We start from the raw sequence: 18,839 nt of genomic DNA, 5'->3' as shown, positions 1-18,839 counted from the left end.
ACCCAACCTCAAGCAAGTCACCGACTTCAACGAGCTCCATCGGCGGCCTCTTCCAACTCGGTCGCCTGCTGCACAATCCAGTTTTCGAAAGTGCGGATCAGGAGCGTCCGCCGCGTCGCGCGCGGATACACCAGATAGTAAGCGCCCTGCGTCGGCACTCTCAAACCGAAGGGTGCGATCAGGCGTCCCGTGCGCAGATCGTCCTCGACGAAGGCGCGCTGCGCCATCACGATGCCGAGTTCATCGGTAGCCGCCTGGTAGGCGAGCGCCGAATTCTCGAATTTGAGGCCGCTATTGCCGTCGACCGTCGTCACGCCAGCGGCATGAAGCCAGGCAGGCCAGTCATCCGGTCTGTGCATCGAACAGAGCAGGACGTAACGGACCAGATCCTTCGGCTCGACGAGAGGCGATGAGCTGCCAATCAGGCCAGGGCTGCAGACCGGCAGCACGATCTCCCCGAACAATCGCCTGCAATAGAGGCCCGGTGGAGGCTCCGAGCCGGAATGGATGCAGACGTCTATCTCCTCGCGATCGAAATCGACCTGCTGGTGCGAAGTAGTGATCTGCACGTCCACATCCCGATTGAGTGCGTGAAAACGGGCGAGCCGCGGCACGAACCAGCGGATGGCGAAGGTCGGGGGCAGCTTGATGCGCAATCTGTTGCCTTCCGGTTTTTCCTGAATGCGCCGCGTCTGCGCCTCGATCTGGTCGAAGGCGACGCGCAGCACAGCAGCCAGAGCCGCCCCCTCGGACGTCGTCTCTACTCCGCGCCTGAGCCGTAGGCACAAGGTTGTGCCGAGCCAGTTCTCAAGCTGGTGCAGATGGCGGCTGACCGCACCCTGGGTCACTGAGAGTTCCTGGGCGGCGCGTGTCAGGCTGCCGTTGCGCGCCGTCGCCTCAAAGGCGCGCAAGGCATTCAAGGGAGGAAGTCGGCGCGACATGTGCTATGCCTTTTCCTGATGGCAAAAGAGTAAATTGTGGGTGTACCCTAGGGCCGGAGGAGGTTACCGTCAGCAGAAATCTACTCTAACGGACGCATTATTGCGCGAACACCGGGCGGAGCCAAAAGCCAGAAGTCGCGGGTTTCACGACTCATGTGGGAGGAAAAGTCATGCCAGTTCACGCGCCGCCGACGCAAGCAGATGGCTTAGCAGCCGTTGCAACGTCTTCGGCGCGAGCTTCGGCCTCCTCCACTGGGCCGAAGACCGTCTTCGAGAAGATCTGGACCGCCCATCTCGTTCGGCAGTTGGATGACGGGCGCGACCTCATCTTCGTCGACCGGCACGTGCTGCAGGAGACGACGTGCGCCGCCGCTTTCGCGGGTTTGGAAAAAACCGGACGGCAAGTGCGTCATCCGGAGCTTACCCTTGCAACCCAGGACCACATCATCTCCACGGCGCCGGGTCGTACCGAGAACACCAATCCGGAAGGCCGCGAGCTCCTTTCCCTGATGCGGACGAATGCGTATCGGCACCACATCCGCCACTTCGGCGTCGGCGATCCGCGCCAAGGCATCGTGCACGTGATTGCGCCGGAACTGGGAGTTGCACTGCCGGGCAGCGTGCTGGCCTGCGGCGACAGCCACACCTCCACCGTCGGAGGGATCGGCGCGCTTGGCATCGGTGTCGGCACCAGCGAGGTCGAGCATGTGCTCGCGACGCAGACGCTTGCGCTCGCGCGGCCGGAGACCATGCGTGTCTCCTACGAGGGTACGCTCGGGCCGGGCGTAACCGCCAAGGACATGATCCTGCGCACCATCGGCGAATACGGCATCGCCGCAGGTCGCGGGGCGGCGGTCGAATACGCGGGGCCGGCGGTGCGGGCGCTCTCCGCAGAGTCGCGGCTGACACTCTGCAACATGTCGATCGAGTTCGGTGCGCGCCTCGGCCTCATAGCCCCTGACGAAACGACCTTCGACTATGTCCGTGGCCGCGAATTCGCACCCGCCGAGGCGGATTTCGAGCTCGCGCTGGCCTATTGGCGAACGCTGCGGACAGAGGCGGACGCCGTCTTCGATCGCGACGTCACCATCGATTGCGACAAGATCGTTCCACAGGTTACCTGGGGAACGACGCCGCAAGACGTCACGGGCATCGACGGGCATGTCCCCTACCCCGCCTCCTTTGCCGATGTGAAGCGCCGCGAACTCGCTGCTGCCGCAATTCGCTACATGGGGATCGAGCCTGGCAGTTCACTCGAGGGTATCCCGATCGACATCGCCTTCATAGGCTCCTGCACGAACTCACGTCTTGCGGATCTCGAAGCGGCGGCGGCCGTCGTGCGCGGGCGGAAAGTCGCTCCGAATGTTCGCGCGCTCGTCGTGCCGGGCTCCATGTCGGTGAAACGCGCAGCCGAAGACAAGGGCCTGCACCACATCTTCCGTGAAGCGGGCTTCGAGTGGCGCGATGCGGGTTGTTCCATGTGCGTAAGCATTAATGAGGATGTGGTCGGTCCGGGCCTGCGCTGCATGGCGACCAGTAACCGCAATTTCGAGAACCGGCAGGGGCCGCGCAGTCGCACCCATCTTGCGAGCCCCGCCATGGTCGCCGCTGCGGCGCTCGCTGGTCACATCACCGATGTCCGTAAGGGGAATGCATGAGAGAGCCCTTCGCCAGTGTCAATGGCGTGGTGGCAGTGATGCCGCTGAGCAACGTCAACACGGACGCGATTATCCCGTCGGCCTATCTGCGGTCCGCGATGGCCGACCTCGGCAAAGGCCTCTTCGGCGGCCATCGCTATGATGAGGCCGGCCGCGAACGGCCGGATTTCGTGCTCAACCGGCCGCCGTTCCGCGCTGCAAGCATTCTCCTGGCGGACGAGAACTTCGGCTGTGGAAGCTCACGCGAGGCGGCCGTCTGGGCATTGCAGCAGTTCGGCATCCGTTGCGTGCTGGCGCCGAGCTTCGCCGACATCTTCTACGAGAACAGTTTTCGCAATGGCCTGCTTGCCGGCTTGATCGACGCAGAGACATTCGCCGCGCTGGCCGCAACGGTCGAGAGCCGTCCCAGCAACCCAGTGTTCACGGTCGATCTGACGATGTCGGAGATCGCTGCGCCGGACGGGCACATCTACGCTTTCCGGGTGCCGGCGATGCGCGCTGAGGCGTTGGTGCGTGGCGACGATGAAATCGACACGACGCTTCGCCACGCCGCCGAGATCGAGGCTTATTATGCCGCCGGCAAGACAGGTCGCGGCTGGATCTACCGGCCCGTGGAAGGGGAATGGAACACATGACGCGTACGACCATCCGTGAGGCGCTGGCACAGGAGACGCCGCTCGTTACGCCGCTAGCACATGACGCGCTCTCCGCCAGGCTGATCGAACAGGCCGGCTTCAAGGCCTTCGCCATAGGCGGATCGGCGTTGCTCGCCGCCCGCCATGCCTATCCCGACATTGGACTGATCGGGCTGACCGACATGGTCGAGGGCATTCGCGATATCGCGGCTGCATCATCGCTGCCCTTCTTTGCCGACGCCGATGACGGTTATGGCGACGTGAAGAGCGTGGCGCGTACGATCGCCGCTTATGAAGCGATCGGCGTTCGCGGACTTCTCCTGGAAGACCAGAGTCGTGACCATAAGCAGCAGCGTGCCGACAAGGCGGCCGCGGTGGTCGAGGAAGCGGTGATCGAGGCGAAGCTTCGTACCGCCCTCGGTGCACGGAGGTATCCCGAGACTTTTATCATTGGCCGCACGGACGCCTATGGCCCGCTCGGCCTCGACGCGGCTATGCACAGGGCGGAACGCTTTCTTTCCGTGGGAGCTGACGGCATCTTCATCGCGGGGCTCCGCACCGAAGCGGATTACCGGAAGGTTGGTGCCGCCTTCAAGGGCGCCTATCTGTCGGCTGCCATGTTCGAGGGCGGCGATACGCCCTGGCTAAGCCCCGCCGAACTCGGCGCCATGGGCTTTACGCAGGTGTCCTTTCCGGCAAGCATCATCTTTCGCGTGGTCGCGGTCATGCAGCAGGCAGTCTCCGCGCTGCGGCGCCATGCCGAGGGGACGGAAACACTGCAGCCGCTCGCCAACGGCGTGGCCGTGCGCGGGATCCTGGATCAGGCAGTCAATCTCGACCACTGGCGGGCGATCGAAACTCCCGGGGCGAGGTAGGACGTACTGGAGTCGCCTTTCCGAGGGTATGAATGCCGCGCAAGCAGTGGCCTTGGCATGGCAAAGAGAGTCACGGGCTTAGCGACGCCCGGAGAATTGAAAAGGGAGGAACTTATGAAAGTATCGAATGCATTCTCGCGTCTAGCGGTTCTCGCTGCGGCCAGCCTGGCGCTGGCGGGCACGGCGCAAGCCGAACAGATCGTTGTGAGCAACTACGGCGTCTCGGCAAACGGAATGCCTTTTGCCGTGGCCATGGAGAAGGGCTTCTTCAAGGAAGAGGGCGCCGACGTTACAGGCATCCTTTCCTCGGCCGGCGGCGGCACGACGCTGCGCAATATGCTCGCTGGCGACGCGCCATATGCGGAAGTCAATCCGAATGCCATCATCGCGGCGATCCAGCAGGGCGCCGATATCAAGATCATCAGCGACAACGTGCTGACAGTTGCAGAATTCATCTGGGCAGTGAAGCCGGATTCGCCGATCCAATCGGTCAAGGACCTGAAGGGCAAGAAGATCGCTTTTACCAACCCTCGCTCCACCAGCCAAGGCTTGGCAGCGCTGGTCTTGCAGGCTGGCGGCCTCAAGACTGAAGACGCCGAGCTCGTGAAGACTGGCGGTTTCGGCGAAGGCGTTGCGGCGCTGGACACCGGGCTTGTCGACGTCGCGCCCATTCCAGAACCGCTGTGGTCGAAGTTCAAGGACAAGTATCGGCCTATCGCCAAGGCCTCCGATCTGCTGCCGCCCATCGCCAATGTGCTCGGTGCCGCTGCTGGCTCGGCGGCCGAGAAAAAGGGCGATTTCATCAAGGCGGTGATCCGCGCCCGCCGTCGCGCGGTGGAGTTCATGGCGCAGAATCCCGATGAGGCAGGCGACATCATCGCCAAGGTGTATAATCTCGAGCCAGAAGTAGCGCGCAGCGCGGTCAAGAACCTCGTGGACAGCCGTACCAACGGCATCGAATATTGGGGCACGGGGCAGATCCACCTGGACGGGCTAGAGAAGTCCGTCGAGGTGCAGAAGATGATCGGCGCCCTGAGCGGCGACGTCGACCTCAAGGCAATAATCGATACCCAGTTCCTGCCAGACGATATCAAGGAATTGAAATGACCATTTCGCAAAGCGCACAGGTCGCGCTGCGCGGCGTAGACAAGGTGTTCACCCGGCCGGGACGGCCGGGTGACACCGTTCACGCACTCGGCGCGATCGATCTTGAGTTGAAGCAGGGCGAATTCTTCGCCGTGGTGGGGCCGTCCGGCTGCGGCAAATCTACCCTACTGGAACTCGTCGCGGGACTTTCGACCGCGACCCGCGGCGAAGTCACCTTCGAAGGCCGGCCGATCGCCGGCCAGATACCGGATGGCGTCGGCGTCGTCTTCCAGGAAGATGCCTCCTTCCCCTGGCTTACGGTCGCCGACAATATTGCCTTCGGGCTGCGGCGCATGAAGATTTCGCATCAGGAGCGCGAAGAACGGATCGCGCGGGCGCTCGCGATGATGGGGCTCACATTCTTTGCCAAGAGCTATCCTGCCCAGTTGTCTGGAGGTATGCGCCAACGCGTATGCATCGCCCGGACGCTAGTGACGGAGCCGCGGCTCATTCTGCTTGACGAACCGTTCGGCGCGCTCGACCAGCAAACCCGCCTCCTGATGGGCGATGAGGTGCTGAACCTCTGGCGCAAGACCGGCGCGACGGTCTTCCTCATCACCCATGCGCTCGATGAAGCCGCCATGCTTGCCGATCGCATCGGGGTGATGTCGGCCCGACCCGGACGGCTCATCGATATCGTTAAAACGGACTGGCCGAAGGATCGCGACAGCCGCATCGTGCAGGAGGAGCGCTTCGGGACAATTACAGCCCGGCTCTGGCGTTCGCTGCGCGAGGAATCGCTCAAGGCGATCGGCAAGATGGAGGGGGCGGCATGAAGAGCGCCACATTCTGGCGGATCGGTATCGTCGTCGGCTTCGTCGGCCTGCTCGAAGTCTTGTGCTTTGTTGGGGTCATCCCCCACCTCACGATGCAGCCGCCGCACCGCATCGTCATCGATCTCGTCAAGATGTTGGCCTCGGGCGCGCTCAATGCCGCGATTGCCAAGACGTTGGGCAACGCCGCAATCGCCTTCGTCATTGCCGTTGTCACCGGGGTCGCGAGTGCTATCGTCATCCATCAGTTCGAGCGTGTGCGCGACACACTCGACCTGGTCTTCGCGACCTACTATGCGATCCCGGTCTTTGCTTTCTACCCGCTCCTGATTATCCTCTTCGGGCTTGGTGACGCACCGCAGATCTTCATCGGAACCATGCTGGGCGTCGTCGCTGTCATCGTGAATACGTTGAATGGCCTGGACCGGGTGCCGCGGGTGTTCCTCAAGACCGCCAAGATGGGCCATATGTCTGCGGTCGAGACCGCGTGGCGCATCACCCTGCCTTGTGCAGCACCTTATATCCTCACGGGGGCCAAACTCGCCGTCGCCTATTCGCTGATCGGCATCATCGGCGCCGAATTCATCATGTCGACGGGGGGGATGGGCTACGAGATCAGCTTCGCCTACAACAACTTCGACAATGCGATCATGTATCCGCTCATTCTGCTGATCCTGATCGTTTCGATCACCATCAACGCGCTTCTCGCCCGCTGGGAGAAGAAGCTCATGAACCGGCGGGGGCTTCGATGAGCAGCAAACTGCCTCTCAACGCGGTCGTCTCCGGCAAGGTCGATACGGTTGCGTCGACCGAGACCCGGTCAGCCGCACAGGACTTCCATATTCCCGACGGCCTGCGCAACGGCGTCACCCTCGTTGTCGCGCTGCTCGTCTTCTGGCAGATCCTCTATTGGATCGTGGGAGAGGTCGCGCTGCGCTCGCCGCTCGAGACGCTCGGCTTCACGGCCCATCTCGTCACAACCGGGCAGTTCTGGGTTCATCTTACCGAGACCGCCCAGGCCTTCGGCCTCGCGCTCCTGTTGGCGGTCGTCATCGGCCTCGCGATCGGTTTCACGCTTGGCCTGAACGGCGCCATCGCCGAGGTTCTCGAGCCCATGCTCGTCGCAGTCTATTCGATCCCCAAGATCACGCTCTACCCGATCCTGCTGCTCGCCTTTGGGCTTGGCATGTCGGCGAAGGTCGCATTCGGCACGATCCACGGCGTCATTCCTATCGCACTCTTCACGATCAATGCAGTGCGAAACGTCAAGCGCGTTTACGTCAAGACCGGGCACGTCATGCGCCTGAACCCTGCCGACATGATCGCGCGCATCGTCCTGCCGGCCGCCATGCCGGAGATCTTCGCCGGCATCCGGATTGGCTTTTCGCTGACGCTGATCGGGACGCTGCTCGGCGAGATGTTCGCCTCACAGCGCGGCCTCGGTTTCCTCCTGATGAACGCAATCGGCTTGCACAACATAGACCTCATCATGGCGCTCACTTTCCTGCTCGTCGTCATTGCGGGCGTCTCCAGTAGCCTGCTGCTTTATCTCAACCAGCGGCTTTATGGACGCGCCTAGCTAAGCCCCGGATCTTTTTGTTTTGAGCGTGCAATCTTTGTCGAGCTTGGCTCTTCAGAAACGACCCGGCGCAACCATGGAAGTGCTCGCCGATAAGACAGCCGAAACGCCGCATTCGAGACGGATGAGGTTGTAGCCAGGATCGTACGGCTGGTCGTGCCGCGAAGGCTTCACCGCGCCCGCTCCAAGGCGGATATACTGCCTCCATCACGGCACGGTGTCTGTGCTTGTGGCCGAAGAGGTGCAGGATTGCACGAGAGGTCAAAGCATCGTTCACAGCGCCTCCGTCAAAGAGCCAGTCGATTGGATGATGGACGAGCACAAGGCGACTGTATTCGGCACCAGCCGTTTGTAGGACTCAGAAAGATGTCGCTGGCCCTGTCGTCTTCAGTACGGCCAAACGGTGCCATGACCCGAGAATCTCTCGCCGAAGAGCTTGAGAGTGCGGCCGAGTGCCATTGCGGACATGTCGCGGCCGGATCTTCAAATCATCCTTCGCCGCGGTGCCTTGATGTTCCGAAACCTCGCTGGCTTTCCTTGAAGCCGGCGACGGACGATGCGCTCGCCTTGATCGCCTCTGTGATGAGGATCTGGGCTTGGAGATTACTTCTCCACAGTTCTCCGGGCAAGGGCGGTCAGGCGAAGCGCAATTTCATCCGGCTCATCGCGCGCGGCAGCGCTGGAATGTTTCCGGATCATCGGACGACCAGGAAAAGCCGTGCAGGGACAGGCTTATCCTGTTGGGCTCCGAACGCGAGAGCTCGACCGTGCCTGCGCTCATCGGGCTGCCGCCCTTGTAGCATTGGGCGGCAACGCGCAGCGTTTTTCCGTCAACGTGCGGTTCGCCGAATTCGCAGCCGACCTCATAAAAGGTCAATCCCGACGGCAGAACCTCCAGCACATCGACTTCCCCGTTCTCCTGCTCGCAGCGCAGCGGATCGGTCGACCATTTGCCGAGGAAGTCGTTCGGCATCTTGGCTTGGACGGCTGCCGGCAGGAACGACGCCAGTGCGACAAGGACCGCGAGCGAACGCTTAGCCCCGGCGCGGCGATGGCTGTCCGAGCTGGATTGCCTTTTCAGCATGACCGATCTGGTCATAAGCATGGTTCTCTCCTTTCTGCTGCCCGCCCATTCACAGCCGCGCCGGCCCTATTCAGGATTGACAGCGGCAATCAGGCAGTCCTTTCCTTGACCTTGTTGGTTCTGGGCCTTGCGCGTTTCGGCGGCGCGGATGCCGTCGCCTTGGCCTTTGCAGCCAAGCTCTTCGCGGCTGAGGCCTTTGCCACCGGGATTTTGGCGACTTGCTGATCCTTGGCGCCGGGCGCCTTTGCCTTCCTGGCCAGTGCCTTGCTCTCGCGGCGGATCGGCCGGCCTACCGGGCAGATCTCCTGCACAAAGCCGGTTAACGTCGAGGCCAGCGTGTTAGGCGCCTGGCGGTAATAGACGAACTTGCCGCGCTTTTCGCTCAACACCAGGCCGGCATGCTCAAGCAATTGCAAATGCTGCGAGATCGACGGCTTCGACATGTCGAAGCGCCCGGCGATGTCACCCGCGCTTAGTTCGTGATGCGCAACATAGGCAAGGATCTTGCGGCGTACCGGCGAGGACAGCGCCTCAAAGATGAGTTGGATGGACATACGACAATGCTACACGACAGCAAGTCGATTAGGCAATCAATTAATTGTTGACGCATTGACGATAAGCTGATTACCTAAATGACGAAACGAATTCGATCGGGGCTACAGGGGCGGGAGACAAGGCTGACCGCCGATGGCGGACGGCAAAGAAGGATGGCGAGATGCGCCCGGCCCTGAAAACCTTGCTCAAGATCGCCTTTGACATAGTCGCCACGATCGCCTTCTTCTACCTGGCCATGCTCACGGTGCCTTACGCGGTCGGCTTTCCTGTCGCCGGGCTGATGCGTCTCTTCTCATTAGGTGCTGGGTTTGTGGCGAACACCTGGATCGGCCACCAGTCCTTCCTGACGGATGCCCTGCTCGACACTTTGGGCATCACGTATCTGATGTTGGTCTTCGCCGTCGGCATTGAGATCGTGCGCCGGCTGGTCGGGTCCCGATCGATCTGGCTCTATGTCGTCGGCGCCTTCGTCACGATGGCGGTCTATATCGGCCCCGCATCCACAGCACCCCGTCCGGCTAGTGCCTTCGCGCTGGCACTACCGCTGATGATGGCCGCTGGATACGGTGCCGGCTACTGGCTGGTGACCATCCGTCTGCGCGCCGCTGTCATCCAGTTCGCCAGGCGCCTGATCTGCGGCCCCGACGCCAAACCCTGCGTGTTCTCCTGAGGATATCAAAATGTCTGCTTTGCGCCTTACATCTCTTTTGCGTTTTTCAACTCTGGGGTTCTTTACGCTGTCGGCATTAGCGTTGCTCGCCATCGCCACCGGCAGCGCTATGGCGGCGCCGGCGAAGGATCTCTACAAGCTCTGCCGCCAAGTGAAGAACGACGACGAGGTCCTCCCCTATTCGCACGCGCTTTACGCCGGCACGGTCAGGGCGTTCAAAAAGCTGTTTCCAGATGCCAAGATCGTGCCGGAGGAACCGGAACTCGAAACCCAGGTTCACTATCGCTGCATGAATGGCAAGCTGCTGGCCTGCTTCGTGGGCGCCAATCTGCCCTGCACCAAGATGAACGCCTCACGCGACAATCCTGGCGCTGACGAATTCTGCAAGGCGAACCCGAATGAAGACTTCGTGCCGGCCGCGGCGAGCGGCCACGATACCGTCTATTCCTACAAATGCCAGGACGGCAAAGCTGTGGTCACGGGTGATACTTGGGCACTCGACGAGCGCGGCTTCGCCAAGAAGCTTTGGGCCGAGGTAATTCAACATTGAGTTTGGTTTTGGCGCCTCAACGCTCTTCACCTCACTTGGGCCGAGACAAAGGGGCGGCAATTCCAGAGCATCAGTCAGGGCGGCTTCGGGAGGGGCAACGACACTGCATGCCCGTTACAGATTTGATCTCGCACGACGTCTGGTCGTGAGCTCGAATGGTAGAGACTCGCCTGTGGCTCTCAATCTCCTTATCGGTACCATCGTGATCAGCCTGACGGTACTGATTCATATCTTTGGCCTCATCGAGGTCACACACCCGGTGGGGGGTGCCTTGTGTCCCGTTTTCGCATGCACGGGCGCCGCAGCCGCATCGTCGCGATGACGCGTGGTGATGGGTCTCTTTGCCGTCATGACGGCAAAGATCTGGCTTTGGGCGGGGTTGTACCGGATGCTCAACATCTTCGCCGACTTTGAAACTGCATTGTACTTTTTCCACCATCACCTTCTCGACTGTTGGCTACGGCGACATAGTGCCTGCCCTTGCGTGGCGTGTCCTGGCGGCACTCGAATGCGTTAACGGGTTCTTGCTCATCGGCTGGTCGACCGCCTGTCTCATCGCAGCCGGCACCGCATCGGACCGTCCAAGGCGGGCGAGCATTTCTGACCAGTTGGTGCTCAGGTTTGCTCCCGATCAATACTGTACGGGCATTCTGTTGGTACGCTCTTACGATCGGGTCAGCCATGATTTGGCCGACGATCAGCAGGAGGGAGAGATCTGCCTTTCTGCTTCTTTGGACGAATTGACTATGACCTGATCGAACCGCAGACCGGGAGGAAAGACATCAGAGTTGGGAGGATAAGCATGGGAGAAGATCTATTCGGTCATCATGCCGACCGCATCCAGGCGGCGATTGCGTCGGACGCTGCGGCGAAATCCGCCCTGGTTGCCTCCTGGCGACGGTCTTCCAATTTGCATCGACTCGAACCAGCCGATTGCAGGCCTCCACATTATCTGACGGAGGCCGAACTGGGACAGGCCCGGCAACGAATCGAACCTCTCATTTGCGCTGCCCAAGCGAGTCTCGACCGTCTCTATCTCGCAGTAGGCGGCGTGGGATGCTGTGTCCTGCTCGCCGATCGCGACGGCGTGCCTGTCGAACGGCGCGGCGCGCTCGTGGACGACGAGACGTTTTATTCCTGGGGTTTGTGGACTGGCTCCGTCTGGAATGAGGAAAGGCAGGGCACCAACGGGATCGGCACCTGTCTGGTTGAGCGACGCCCGCTGACAATTCACCGCGACCAGCATTTCCATACGCGCAATACGCTGCTCAGTTGCACCACCGCTCCGATCCACGATCATGAGGGGAATCTTGTAGCCGTGCTTGACGTGTCGTCCTGCCGGGCTGATCTGACCGAAGCCTTTGTCAATCTCATCTCGATGGCTGTGGTCGACGCGGTGCACCGGATCGAGATTGAGAACTTCAAGATGGCATTCCCGAAGGCGCGAATTCTGCTGGCGCCGGTGACCAACAAAGGCTCTGGCGCGCTGATCGCCGTTGACGCGGACGATCTCGTGGTCGGCGCGACCCGTTCGGCCCGCCTGGCGCTTGGCATCACACAGCAGTGTTTCGACAAACCAATGCCTGCCGCCGATCTGCTCGGCTGGGCTGAGATCGGCCCTAAAGTTCTCGCTGAGGCAGAGCGTGGAGCCCTCCAGCGTGCGCTCGCGCGCGCTGACGGGAACGTCTCAGCCGCAGCTCAGGCGCTTGGGATCAGCCGGGCGACGCTTCACCGCAAGCTCAACCGTCTGGATGTCCGCCGGTCACACTGACGCCCAAGCTCTCATAACTGTCGCAATTCTGCGACACATCCTACCCGACCAGCGTGACCGGCGCGGTGACAAGCACCGCCGAAAATCGCAAGTGTCTTTCGAAGCGTCGCATCCCGCGACGTCAGCTTTGGGAGGAAGACGCATGAACAAGGTTGAATTCTCACGCTCGGTCAAGGCGCCCTTCGACAAGCGCTATGGCAATTTCATCGGTGGCAAACGGGCCGAGCCCCGCTCTGGCCGCTATTTCGAGAACTTCTCGCCGGTGAATGGCCAGCTGCTATGCGAGGTAGCGCGCTCGGACGGCCAGGACATCGAGGCGGCCCTGGACGCCGCCCATGCCGCCAAGGACGCCTGGGCGCGCACCAGCGTGGCCGAGCGCTCCCTTATCCTCAACCGCATCGCCGATCGCATGGAGGAAAACCTCGATCTCCTCGCATGCGCCGAAACGTGGGACAACGGCAAGCCGATCCGCGAAACGACCGCGGCCGACCTGCCTTTGGCCATCGACCATTTCCGCTATTTCGCCGGCGCGGTGCGTGGCCAGGAAGGCAGCCTTTCGCAGATCGACGACGACACTGTCGCCTATCATTTCCATGAGCCGCTCGGCGTGGTCGGCCAGATCATCCCGTGGAACTTCCCGTTGCTGATGGCATGCTGGAAACTTGCTCCCGCGTTGGCGGCCGGCAATTGCGTCGTCCTGAAACCTGCCGAGCAGACCCCGGCTGCCATCCTGCTCTGGGCCGATCTCATCGGCGATCTTTTGCCGCCGGGTGTGCTCAACATCGTCAACGGCTTTGGCCTCGAGGCCGGCAAGCCGCTGGCTTCGTCGCCGCGCATTGCCAAGATCGCCTTTACCGGCGAGACAACGACGGGCCGGCTGATCATGCAGTATGCCAGCCAAAACCTGATCCCGGTGACGCTCGAGCTCGGCGGCAAGTCACCCAACATTTTCTTCAAGGATGTCGTCGCCGAAGACGACGATTTCTTCGACAAGGCGGTCGAAGGCTTCGTCATGTTCGCGCTGAACCAGGGCGAGGTGTGCACCTGCCCGAGCCGCGCGCTCATCCAGGAATCGATCTACGACAGGTTCATGGAACGCGCCCTCAAGCGCGTCGAGGCGATCGTGCAGGGTGATCCGCTCGATCCGGCAACGATGATCGGCGCCCAGGCTTCGTCCGAGCAGATGGAAAAGATCCTGTCCTATATCGATATCGGCCGCCAGGAAGGAGCCGAGTTGCTGACCGGTGGAGCGCGCAGTCTTCTGCCCGGCGATCTGGCCGGCGGCTACTACGTCCAGCCTACGGTGTTCAAGGGTCACAACAAGATGCGCATCTTCCAGGAGGAGATTTTTGGGCCGGTGGTATCGGTCACGACCTTCAAGGACGACGACGAAGCGCTCAGCATAGCCAACGATACGCTCTACGGCCTCGGTGCCGGTGTCTGGACACGCGACGCCAACCGTGCCTATCGCTTCGGCCGCGCGATCCAGGCTGGCCGCGTCTGGACCAACTGCTACCATGCCTATCCCGCGCATGCGGCCTTCGGCGGGTATAAGCAGTCCGGCATCGGCCGAGAGACCCACAAGATGATGCTCGACCACTACCAGCAGACGAAGAATATGCTGGTCAGCTACAGCCCGAAGAAGCTTGGCTTCTTCTGATCGGCTCAAGGGCGCGGCTCCGCAGGGGACCGCGCCCCAAGCTGGATCGAAAACCTAATGCATACCAGGTCACGGCAACGCCGGCAGCGCTTGAACTGATCGCGGAGATCGTTGCCGAGCACGGTCCAGTGCTGTTCCATCAATCCGGCGGCTGCTGCGACGGCTCTTCGCCGATGTGCTATCCGCTGGACGAATTGATCGTCGGCGATCGCGATGTCTTGCTCGGCCATATCGGTGATGCGCCGTTCTACATCGGCGCATCGCAATTCGAGGCCTGGAAGCATAACGATCTCATTATCGACGTGGTGCCAAGCCGAGGCGGCATGTTCTCGCTGGACAACGGAAGGGAGAAGCGGTTCCTGACGCGGTCGACGATCTGCGCTGTCCAGATCGGGATGTAGGCCTTTCCATACGATTTGGGCGAGCATTTCTGACCGCAGCCGATGTTCAGACCGCCACGGAATGCCTCGCCTTGCCGGTTTCGAAATACTTGTCGAACTTCGCCGCGACGCTTCTGACAAAGGGGCGGCTTTCCAACGGCACGACGAAGCGGTCACCGTCAAGTTCAAGCAACCGGGCAGGGTCAAGAAGGGCGGTGGAACTCGCTCTGCCGAGAAGCCTTTGGCCAGCTTCGCCAAAGCGCTCGACCAGGTCGATCGCTGAAAAGCCGGAATCGCACATCAGCCGCTCGATGATCCACCCGCGAGCGCGGTCGTCGTCGGACAAAGCAATTCCGCGGACCGCAGCCAACCCACCGTCATCCACCATGCGGCCATACTCGGCGGTCGAAGGCATGTTCTGTACATAGCCTTGCCGGAATTGGCTGATGGATGACGGGCCGAGGCCGATCAAGGTTTCGCAGCGATCCTCGGTGTAGCCCTGAAAGTTACGACGCAACATCCCCGCGTGCGCAGCAAGCGCCAGCGCATCGCCCGGTTTGGCGAAATGGTCGAGCCCGATTGCTTCGTATCCCTGGTCGAGTATGGCGCGAGCTGCCAGTTGCGATTGAGCGAACCGCTCCTCCGGGCCTGGCAACCAGGCCTCGTCGATCATTGTCTGATGTTTCTTGAACCATGGCACATGGGCATAGCCAAAAAGGGCGATCCGATCGGGTTCGAGCGTCAGCGCCTGCATGACAGTGGACAAGACACTCTCCCTGGTCTGGTGCGGCAAGCCGTAAAGCAGGTCCAGGTTGACCGACTCGACGCCGCGTGACCGAACGCCGTCGACGACTGTCTTGGTCTGCAAGAAGGTCTGTTCGCGATTGATGGCCTTCTGCACCTTCGGATCGAAATCCTGGACCCCGAGGCTCGCCCTCGTCATGCCGATTTCGGCAAGTGCGTCGAGGCGGGCTTCGTCCATATCGTTGGGTTCGATTTCGACGCTGATCTTGGCGCCGGGAAGAAATGAGAAGCAGTTGCGCAGAACGGCTCCCAGCGCGACCATGTCCTGTGGTTTGAGCATCGTCGGTGAGCCGCCACCGAAATGGACGGCACGTACCCGGCCCTTGCCTCCGGCGAGACTTGAGACGGTGGCGATCTCCGCATGCAGTGATCTCAGATATTTGGTGACCGGTTCGTAATGGCGTGTCTGCTTGGTGTGGCACGCACAGAACCAGCAAAGCTTGTCGCAATAAGGGATGTGCAGATAGAGCGAGATCTCGTCGCCCTTGTTGAGCGCCTTCAGCCAGTCGCGACAAACGGCGGCATCGACGCCCGGATGAAAATGCGGCGCCGTCGGGTAGCTCGTATAACGCGGCACGTTTTCACCAAGCCTGGCAATTAATTCTGGCCGCATCTCGATATCTGCTCCGATGTGTATTGCACGATCCTGCTCACATCGGACAATGGCAGCCTTGATCTCGGTCAATGATATCTCGCCGCGGACAAACTGCCGCAACGGATTTCTCGGGCCGATACTATATCCTGCCAGTACTTTGGGTTCGCGGACGACCACGATGACAGTGCGTCAGGATGTACATAGCGCCGGCATTCCCGTGCTTTGCCAGTCATGCGAAGCGCGGCATCATGGCGTTTGCGGCGCGCTCGATCCGGACCAACTGGTGGGCCTCGCCAAGACCTCATCGAAGCATACCGTTGAAGCGGGCGTGGAATTGATCGGTGATGCCGAGGCCATCGACAGTTACGCGAATGTGCTTTCCGGCGTGGTCAAGCTGACGAAGAGCCTTTCGGACGGACGCCAGCAGATTGTCGGGCTTCAATTTGCTCCCGATTTTCTGGGCCGGCCCTTCAAGGTGGAAAGCGCGATCAACGCCGAAGCCGCAACCGCGGTCTCCCTGTGCTCGTTTCCAAGGGCCGTCATCGAACGGATGATGAAGCAATCGCCGGGACTGGAGCATCGTCTCTTCAAGCAGACGCTGAACGAACTCGATGATGCCCGCGACTGGATGGTGATGCTGGGCCGCAAGAGTGCTTCGGAAAAGGTGGCGAGCTTCCTTCTCATGATCGCCAAGAACATCGACCCCACGCTTGATCCGACCGCCCAGTCGACACGTTTCGACCTGCCTTTGACCCGCGCCGACATCGCCGATTTCCTCGGCCTGACGATCGAGACTGTCAGCCGTCAGCTGAGCCGGCTGCGATCAGATGGCGTGATCCGCATCGAGAACAATCGGCATGTTAGTGTCGATAGCTTGAATCGGCTGCAGAGCCGCTCCGGCGCCTAGGCTCAATCGACAAACCCGATCATCGGCAGGACATGCTCGCGCTCGAAGGCGATATGCCGGCGCAGGCTTTCGAAGAAACCGCGCAGCATGAACCCAACCGCCTCGGCGTTGTCGATCGTCTTGCCGTGGCCGATCGCCAGCAACATTTCGGTCACCTCACCGGCAAAGCACTCGTCCTCGATATGCTCGGCGCTCAATCGCCTTGCTGAACCAAGGTCGGCATCACTGCTGGCCAACGCGGCCTCGTAGGCGGGAAAGATGACCGTCTCTTCGTATCGATGACTGTCGCGCAACAGCGGAACGATTGCGTTGGCTACGCTCAGGCACGCCAACGTGTCGACCTTGGGCAACGTGTCCGCGATCCTTTCCAAGACGTCGCAGAGCTGCAGTTTTTCTAGGTGTGCACGTTTCATCACCGCAGCAAACGCTGTCGGTATCGAATTTTTGCCGGCTGCATGCGGCGGAAATGGTCCCCCTGCTGTCTGCGAGTTCAACGGCAATCTCCTGATCGTTCGCAGGACCAAGCCTGCCCACTCCAAATGCAAATGACTTTGACATGGATCAAGGCGGCGACGTGCCGGCTGCGGAATTGGTGTTGCCGCGGATTGGCGCCCGCGCAGGGAATCCGAGGTCGGGGATATGTCATGAAGTTCGGCACACAAATCTTCGCGTTGAGCCTTTTTACATTCGCGGCTTTGGTGGCCGCCGGCTTCGGCGTGGACCAGCCATTCCGGCAGCACATGTGGGTGCTGTTCTTCGTGCTGCTCGGTTTTGTCGCCATCCTCATTCGCAACTCAAGCTTCGAAGTGACCGCACCGATCGACCCTTCCGCCTACATGGACGGTCCGATCCGCTACGGGGCCATCGCCACAATGTTCTGGGGCGTGGTTGGCATGCTGGTCGGCGTGGTTATCGCGCTGCAGCTGGCCTACCCCGATCTCAACATTCAGCCTTGGTTCAATTTCGGCCGCTTGCGGCCGCTGCACACTTCCGGGGTCGTCTTCGCCTTCGGCGGTAATGCGCTGCTGTGCACCTCATTGTACGTCGTGCAACGCACTTGCCGCGCCCGCCTGTTTGGCGGCGATCTCGCATGGTTCGTCTTTTGGGGCTACCAGCTTTTCATCGTAATGGCCGCGACAGGCTACTTGCTCGGCATCACCGAGAGCCGCGAATACGCCGAACCCGAATGGTACGTGGACATCTGGCTGACTATCGTCTGGGTCGCTTACCTCATCCTGTTCCTTGGCACGATCCTGAAGCGTAAGGAACCGCACATCTACGTCGCCAACTGGTTCTACCTGTCCTTCATCGTGACCATCGCGATGCTGCATGTGGTCAACAACCTTTCGATGCCGGCCTCTTTGCTCGGTTCCAAGAGTTACTCCGCCTTTTCGGGGGTCCAGGATGCGCTGACGCAATGGTGGTACGGCCACAACGCGGTCGGCTTCTTTCTCACCGCCGGCTTCCTCGGCATGATGTATTATTTCGTGCCCAAGCAGGCGAACCGGCCAGTCTATTCCTACCGGCTTTCGATCATCCATTTCTGGGCGATCATCTTTCTCTACATCTGGGCCGGGCCGCATCACCTGCACTACACCGCCCTGCCCGACTGGGCGCAGACGCTCGGCATGGTGTTCTCGATCATGCTGTGGATGCCGTCCTGGGGCGGCATGATCAATGGTCTGATGACGCTGTCCGGCGCCTGGGACAAGCTGCGCACCGACCCGATCATCCGTATGATGGTGATGGCCATCGCCTTCTACGGCATGTCGACCTTCGAAGGCCCGATGATGTCGATCAAGGCGGTCAACTCGCTATCGCATTATACCGACTGGACCATTGGTCACGTGCACTCCGGTGCGCTCGGCTGGGTCGGCATGATCTCGTTCGGCGCGATCTACTACATGGTGCCGAAGCTCTGGAACCGTAACCGGCTCTATTCACTGCGGCTGGTTACCTGGCACTTCTGGCTGGCGACCCTGGGGATCGTCGTCTACGCCGCGGTCATGTGGGTGTCCGGCATCATGCAGGGCCTGATGTGGCGCGAATACGACGAGCAGGGCTTCCTGGTCTACTCCTTCGCCGAAACGGTCGCAGCCATGCACCCCTACTACGTCATGCGCGCCATCGGTGGCGCCATGTACCTCTCGGGCGCCCTGGTCATGGCCTGGAACATCGCCATGACCATCCTCGGCCACCAGCGCGAGGAGCAACCGATGCCTGGCTCCGTTCCCGCCCTTCAGCCTGCCGAATAAG

The 18,839-nt window shown here is 61.1% G+C and carries 20 protein-coding genes; 15 read left to right on the top strand and 5 right to left on the bottom strand.

Annotated elements, in window-relative coordinates:
- Positions 1–26 precede the first annotated feature (26 nt).
- Positions 27–941: a transcriptional regulator GcvA gene (gcvA, locus tag FJ972_RS29070; protein WP_140522762.1), complete on the bottom strand. Its 915-nt coding sequence runs from the start codon at positions 939–941 to the stop codon at positions 27–29.
- A gap of 170 nt (positions 942–1,111) precedes the next feature.
- Here gcvA and leuC point away from each other — a divergent pair, with 170 nt between their 5' ends.
- The 7 genes from leuC to FJ972_RS29035 are packed head-to-tail and all read left to right on the top strand — an operon-like array spanning position 1,112 to position 7,607.
- A complete protein-coding gene (leuC, locus tag FJ972_RS29065) occupies positions 1,112–2,599 on the top strand; it encodes a 3-isopropylmalate dehydratase large subunit (protein ID WP_140522764.1) in 1,488 nt (495 codons plus the stop codon).
- Positions 2,596–3,234, top strand: a complete 639-nt coding sequence (gene leuD, locus FJ972_RS29060) for a 3-isopropylmalate dehydratase small subunit (protein WP_140522766.1) — start codon at positions 2,596–2,598, stop codon at positions 3,232–3,234. The genes leuC and leuD overlap by 4 nt, the downstream gene beginning before the upstream one ends.
- On the top strand, positions 3,231–4,109 hold the full coding sequence (locus FJ972_RS29055; RefSeq protein WP_181165395.1) for an isocitrate lyase/PEP mutase family protein: 879 nt from the start codon (positions 3,231–3,233) through the stop codon (positions 4,107–4,109). Before leuD ends, FJ972_RS29055 begins: the two co-directional genes overlap by 4 nt.
- Positions 4,110–4,166: 57 nt before the next feature.
- A complete protein-coding gene (locus tag FJ972_RS29050) occupies positions 4,167–5,216 on the top strand; it encodes an ABC transporter substrate-binding protein (protein WP_140522770.1) in 1,050 nt (349 codons plus the stop codon).
- Positions 5,213–6,031: an ABC transporter ATP-binding protein gene (locus FJ972_RS29045; protein WP_140522772.1), complete on the top strand. Its 819-nt coding sequence runs from the start codon at positions 5,213–5,215 to the stop codon at positions 6,029–6,031. Before FJ972_RS29050 ends, FJ972_RS29045 begins: the two co-directional genes overlap by 4 nt.
- Positions 6,028–6,780 carry an ABC transporter permease gene (locus tag FJ972_RS29040; protein WP_140522773.1) on the top strand — a complete coding sequence of 251 codons (753 nt, stop codon included), beginning with the start codon at positions 6,028–6,030 and terminating at the stop codon, positions 6,778–6,780. The genes FJ972_RS29045 and FJ972_RS29040 overlap by 4 nt, the downstream gene beginning before the upstream one ends.
- Complete coding sequence (locus FJ972_RS29035; protein ID WP_140522775.1) at positions 6,777–7,607, top strand: ABC transporter permease; 831 nt, start codon at positions 6,777–6,779, stop codon at positions 7,605–7,607. Before FJ972_RS29040 ends, FJ972_RS29035 begins: the two co-directional genes overlap by 4 nt.
- Before the next feature lie 661 nt (positions 7,608–8,268).
- On the opposite strand, the gene FJ972_RS29030 is transcribed toward FJ972_RS29035, so the two are convergent.
- The gene (locus FJ972_RS29030) at positions 8,269–8,712 is read right to left on the bottom strand and encodes a hypothetical protein (protein ID WP_140522777.1); all 444 of its coding nucleotides are present in this window, start codon (positions 8,710–8,712) and stop codon (positions 8,269–8,271) included.
- Positions 8,713–8,780: 68 nt separating this feature from the next.
- The gene (locus FJ972_RS30310; RefSeq protein WP_210239480.1) at positions 8,781–9,245 is read right to left on the bottom strand and encodes a metalloregulator ArsR/SmtB family transcription factor; all 465 of its coding nucleotides are present in this window, start codon (positions 9,243–9,245) and stop codon (positions 8,781–8,783) included.
- 161 nt (positions 9,246–9,406) lie between these two features.
- Between FJ972_RS30310 and FJ972_RS29020 the strand changes: the two genes are divergently transcribed.
- From FJ972_RS29020 to FJ972_RS28995, 6 genes are all read left to right on the top strand, one after another.
- The gene (locus FJ972_RS29020) at positions 9,407–9,916 is read left to right on the top strand and encodes a hypothetical protein (RefSeq protein WP_140522779.1); all 510 of its coding nucleotides are present in this window, start codon (positions 9,407–9,409) and stop codon (positions 9,914–9,916) included.
- A gap of 10 nt (positions 9,917–9,926) precedes the next feature.
- The gene (locus FJ972_RS29015) at positions 9,927–10,466 is read left to right on the top strand and encodes a hypothetical protein (RefSeq protein ID WP_140522781.1); all 540 of its coding nucleotides are present in this window, start codon (positions 9,927–9,929) and stop codon (positions 10,464–10,466) included.
- A gap of 470 nt (positions 10,467–10,936) precedes the next feature.
- Positions 10,937–11,221, top strand: a complete 285-nt coding sequence (locus tag FJ972_RS29010) for a hypothetical protein (protein WP_264297145.1) — start codon at positions 10,937–10,939, stop codon at positions 11,219–11,221.
- 47 nt (positions 11,222–11,268) lie between these two features.
- Complete coding sequence (locus FJ972_RS29005; protein ID WP_140522783.1) at positions 11,269–12,237, top strand: GAF domain-containing protein; 969 nt, start codon at positions 11,269–11,271, stop codon at positions 12,235–12,237.
- Positions 12,238–12,379: 142 nt separating this feature from the next.
- Positions 12,380–13,897 (top strand): aldehyde dehydrogenase, encoded by a 1,518-nt coding sequence (adh, locus tag FJ972_RS29000; RefSeq protein ID WP_140522785.1) that lies wholly within the window; start codon positions 12,380–12,382, stop codon positions 13,895–13,897.
- Positions 13,898–13,938: 41 nt separating this feature from the next.
- On the top strand, positions 13,939–14,298 hold the full coding sequence (locus tag FJ972_RS28995; protein WP_140522787.1) for a DUF779 domain-containing protein: 360 nt from the start codon (positions 13,939–13,941) through the stop codon (positions 14,296–14,298).
- Positions 14,299–14,344: 46 nt separating this feature from the next.
- Here the strand turns inward: FJ972_RS28995 and hemN are convergent, their stop codons facing one another.
- Positions 14,345–15,694, bottom strand: coding sequence for an oxygen-independent coproporphyrinogen III oxidase (hemN, locus tag FJ972_RS28990; RefSeq protein WP_140522789.1), 1,350 nt, complete (start codon positions 15,692–15,694; stop codon positions 14,345–14,347).
- A gap of 160 nt (positions 15,695–15,854) precedes the next feature.
- Between hemN and FJ972_RS28985 the strand changes: the two genes are divergently transcribed.
- On the top strand, positions 15,855–16,583 hold the full coding sequence (locus FJ972_RS28985) for a Crp/Fnr family transcriptional regulator (protein ID WP_140522791.1): 729 nt from the start codon (positions 15,855–15,857) through the stop codon (positions 16,581–16,583).
- A 2-nt stretch (positions 16,584–16,585) separates the two neighbouring features.
- On the opposite strand, the gene FJ972_RS28980 is transcribed toward FJ972_RS28985, so the two are convergent.
- Positions 16,586–16,996: a hemerythrin domain-containing protein gene (locus FJ972_RS28980; protein ID WP_140523385.1), complete on the bottom strand. Its 411-nt coding sequence runs from the start codon at positions 16,994–16,996 to the stop codon at positions 16,586–16,588.
- Positions 16,997–17,227: 231 nt separating this feature from the next.
- Here FJ972_RS28980 and ccoN point away from each other — a divergent pair, with 231 nt between their 5' ends.
- Positions 17,228–18,838, top strand: coding sequence for a cytochrome-c oxidase, cbb3-type subunit I (ccoN, locus tag FJ972_RS28975; protein WP_140522793.1), 1,611 nt, complete (start codon positions 17,228–17,230; stop codon positions 18,836–18,838).
- Position 18,839 lies beyond the last annotated feature (1 nt).

Origin of the sequence: Mesorhizobium sp. B2-1-1 (genome assembly GCF_006442975.2) — a bacterium.
Taxonomy (GTDB): domain Bacteria; phylum Pseudomonadota; class Alphaproteobacteria; order Rhizobiales; family Rhizobiaceae; genus Mesorhizobium.
The sequence above is the reverse complement of the archived record's forward strand: the minus strand, read 5'-3'. Positions and strand labels throughout refer to the sequence as shown.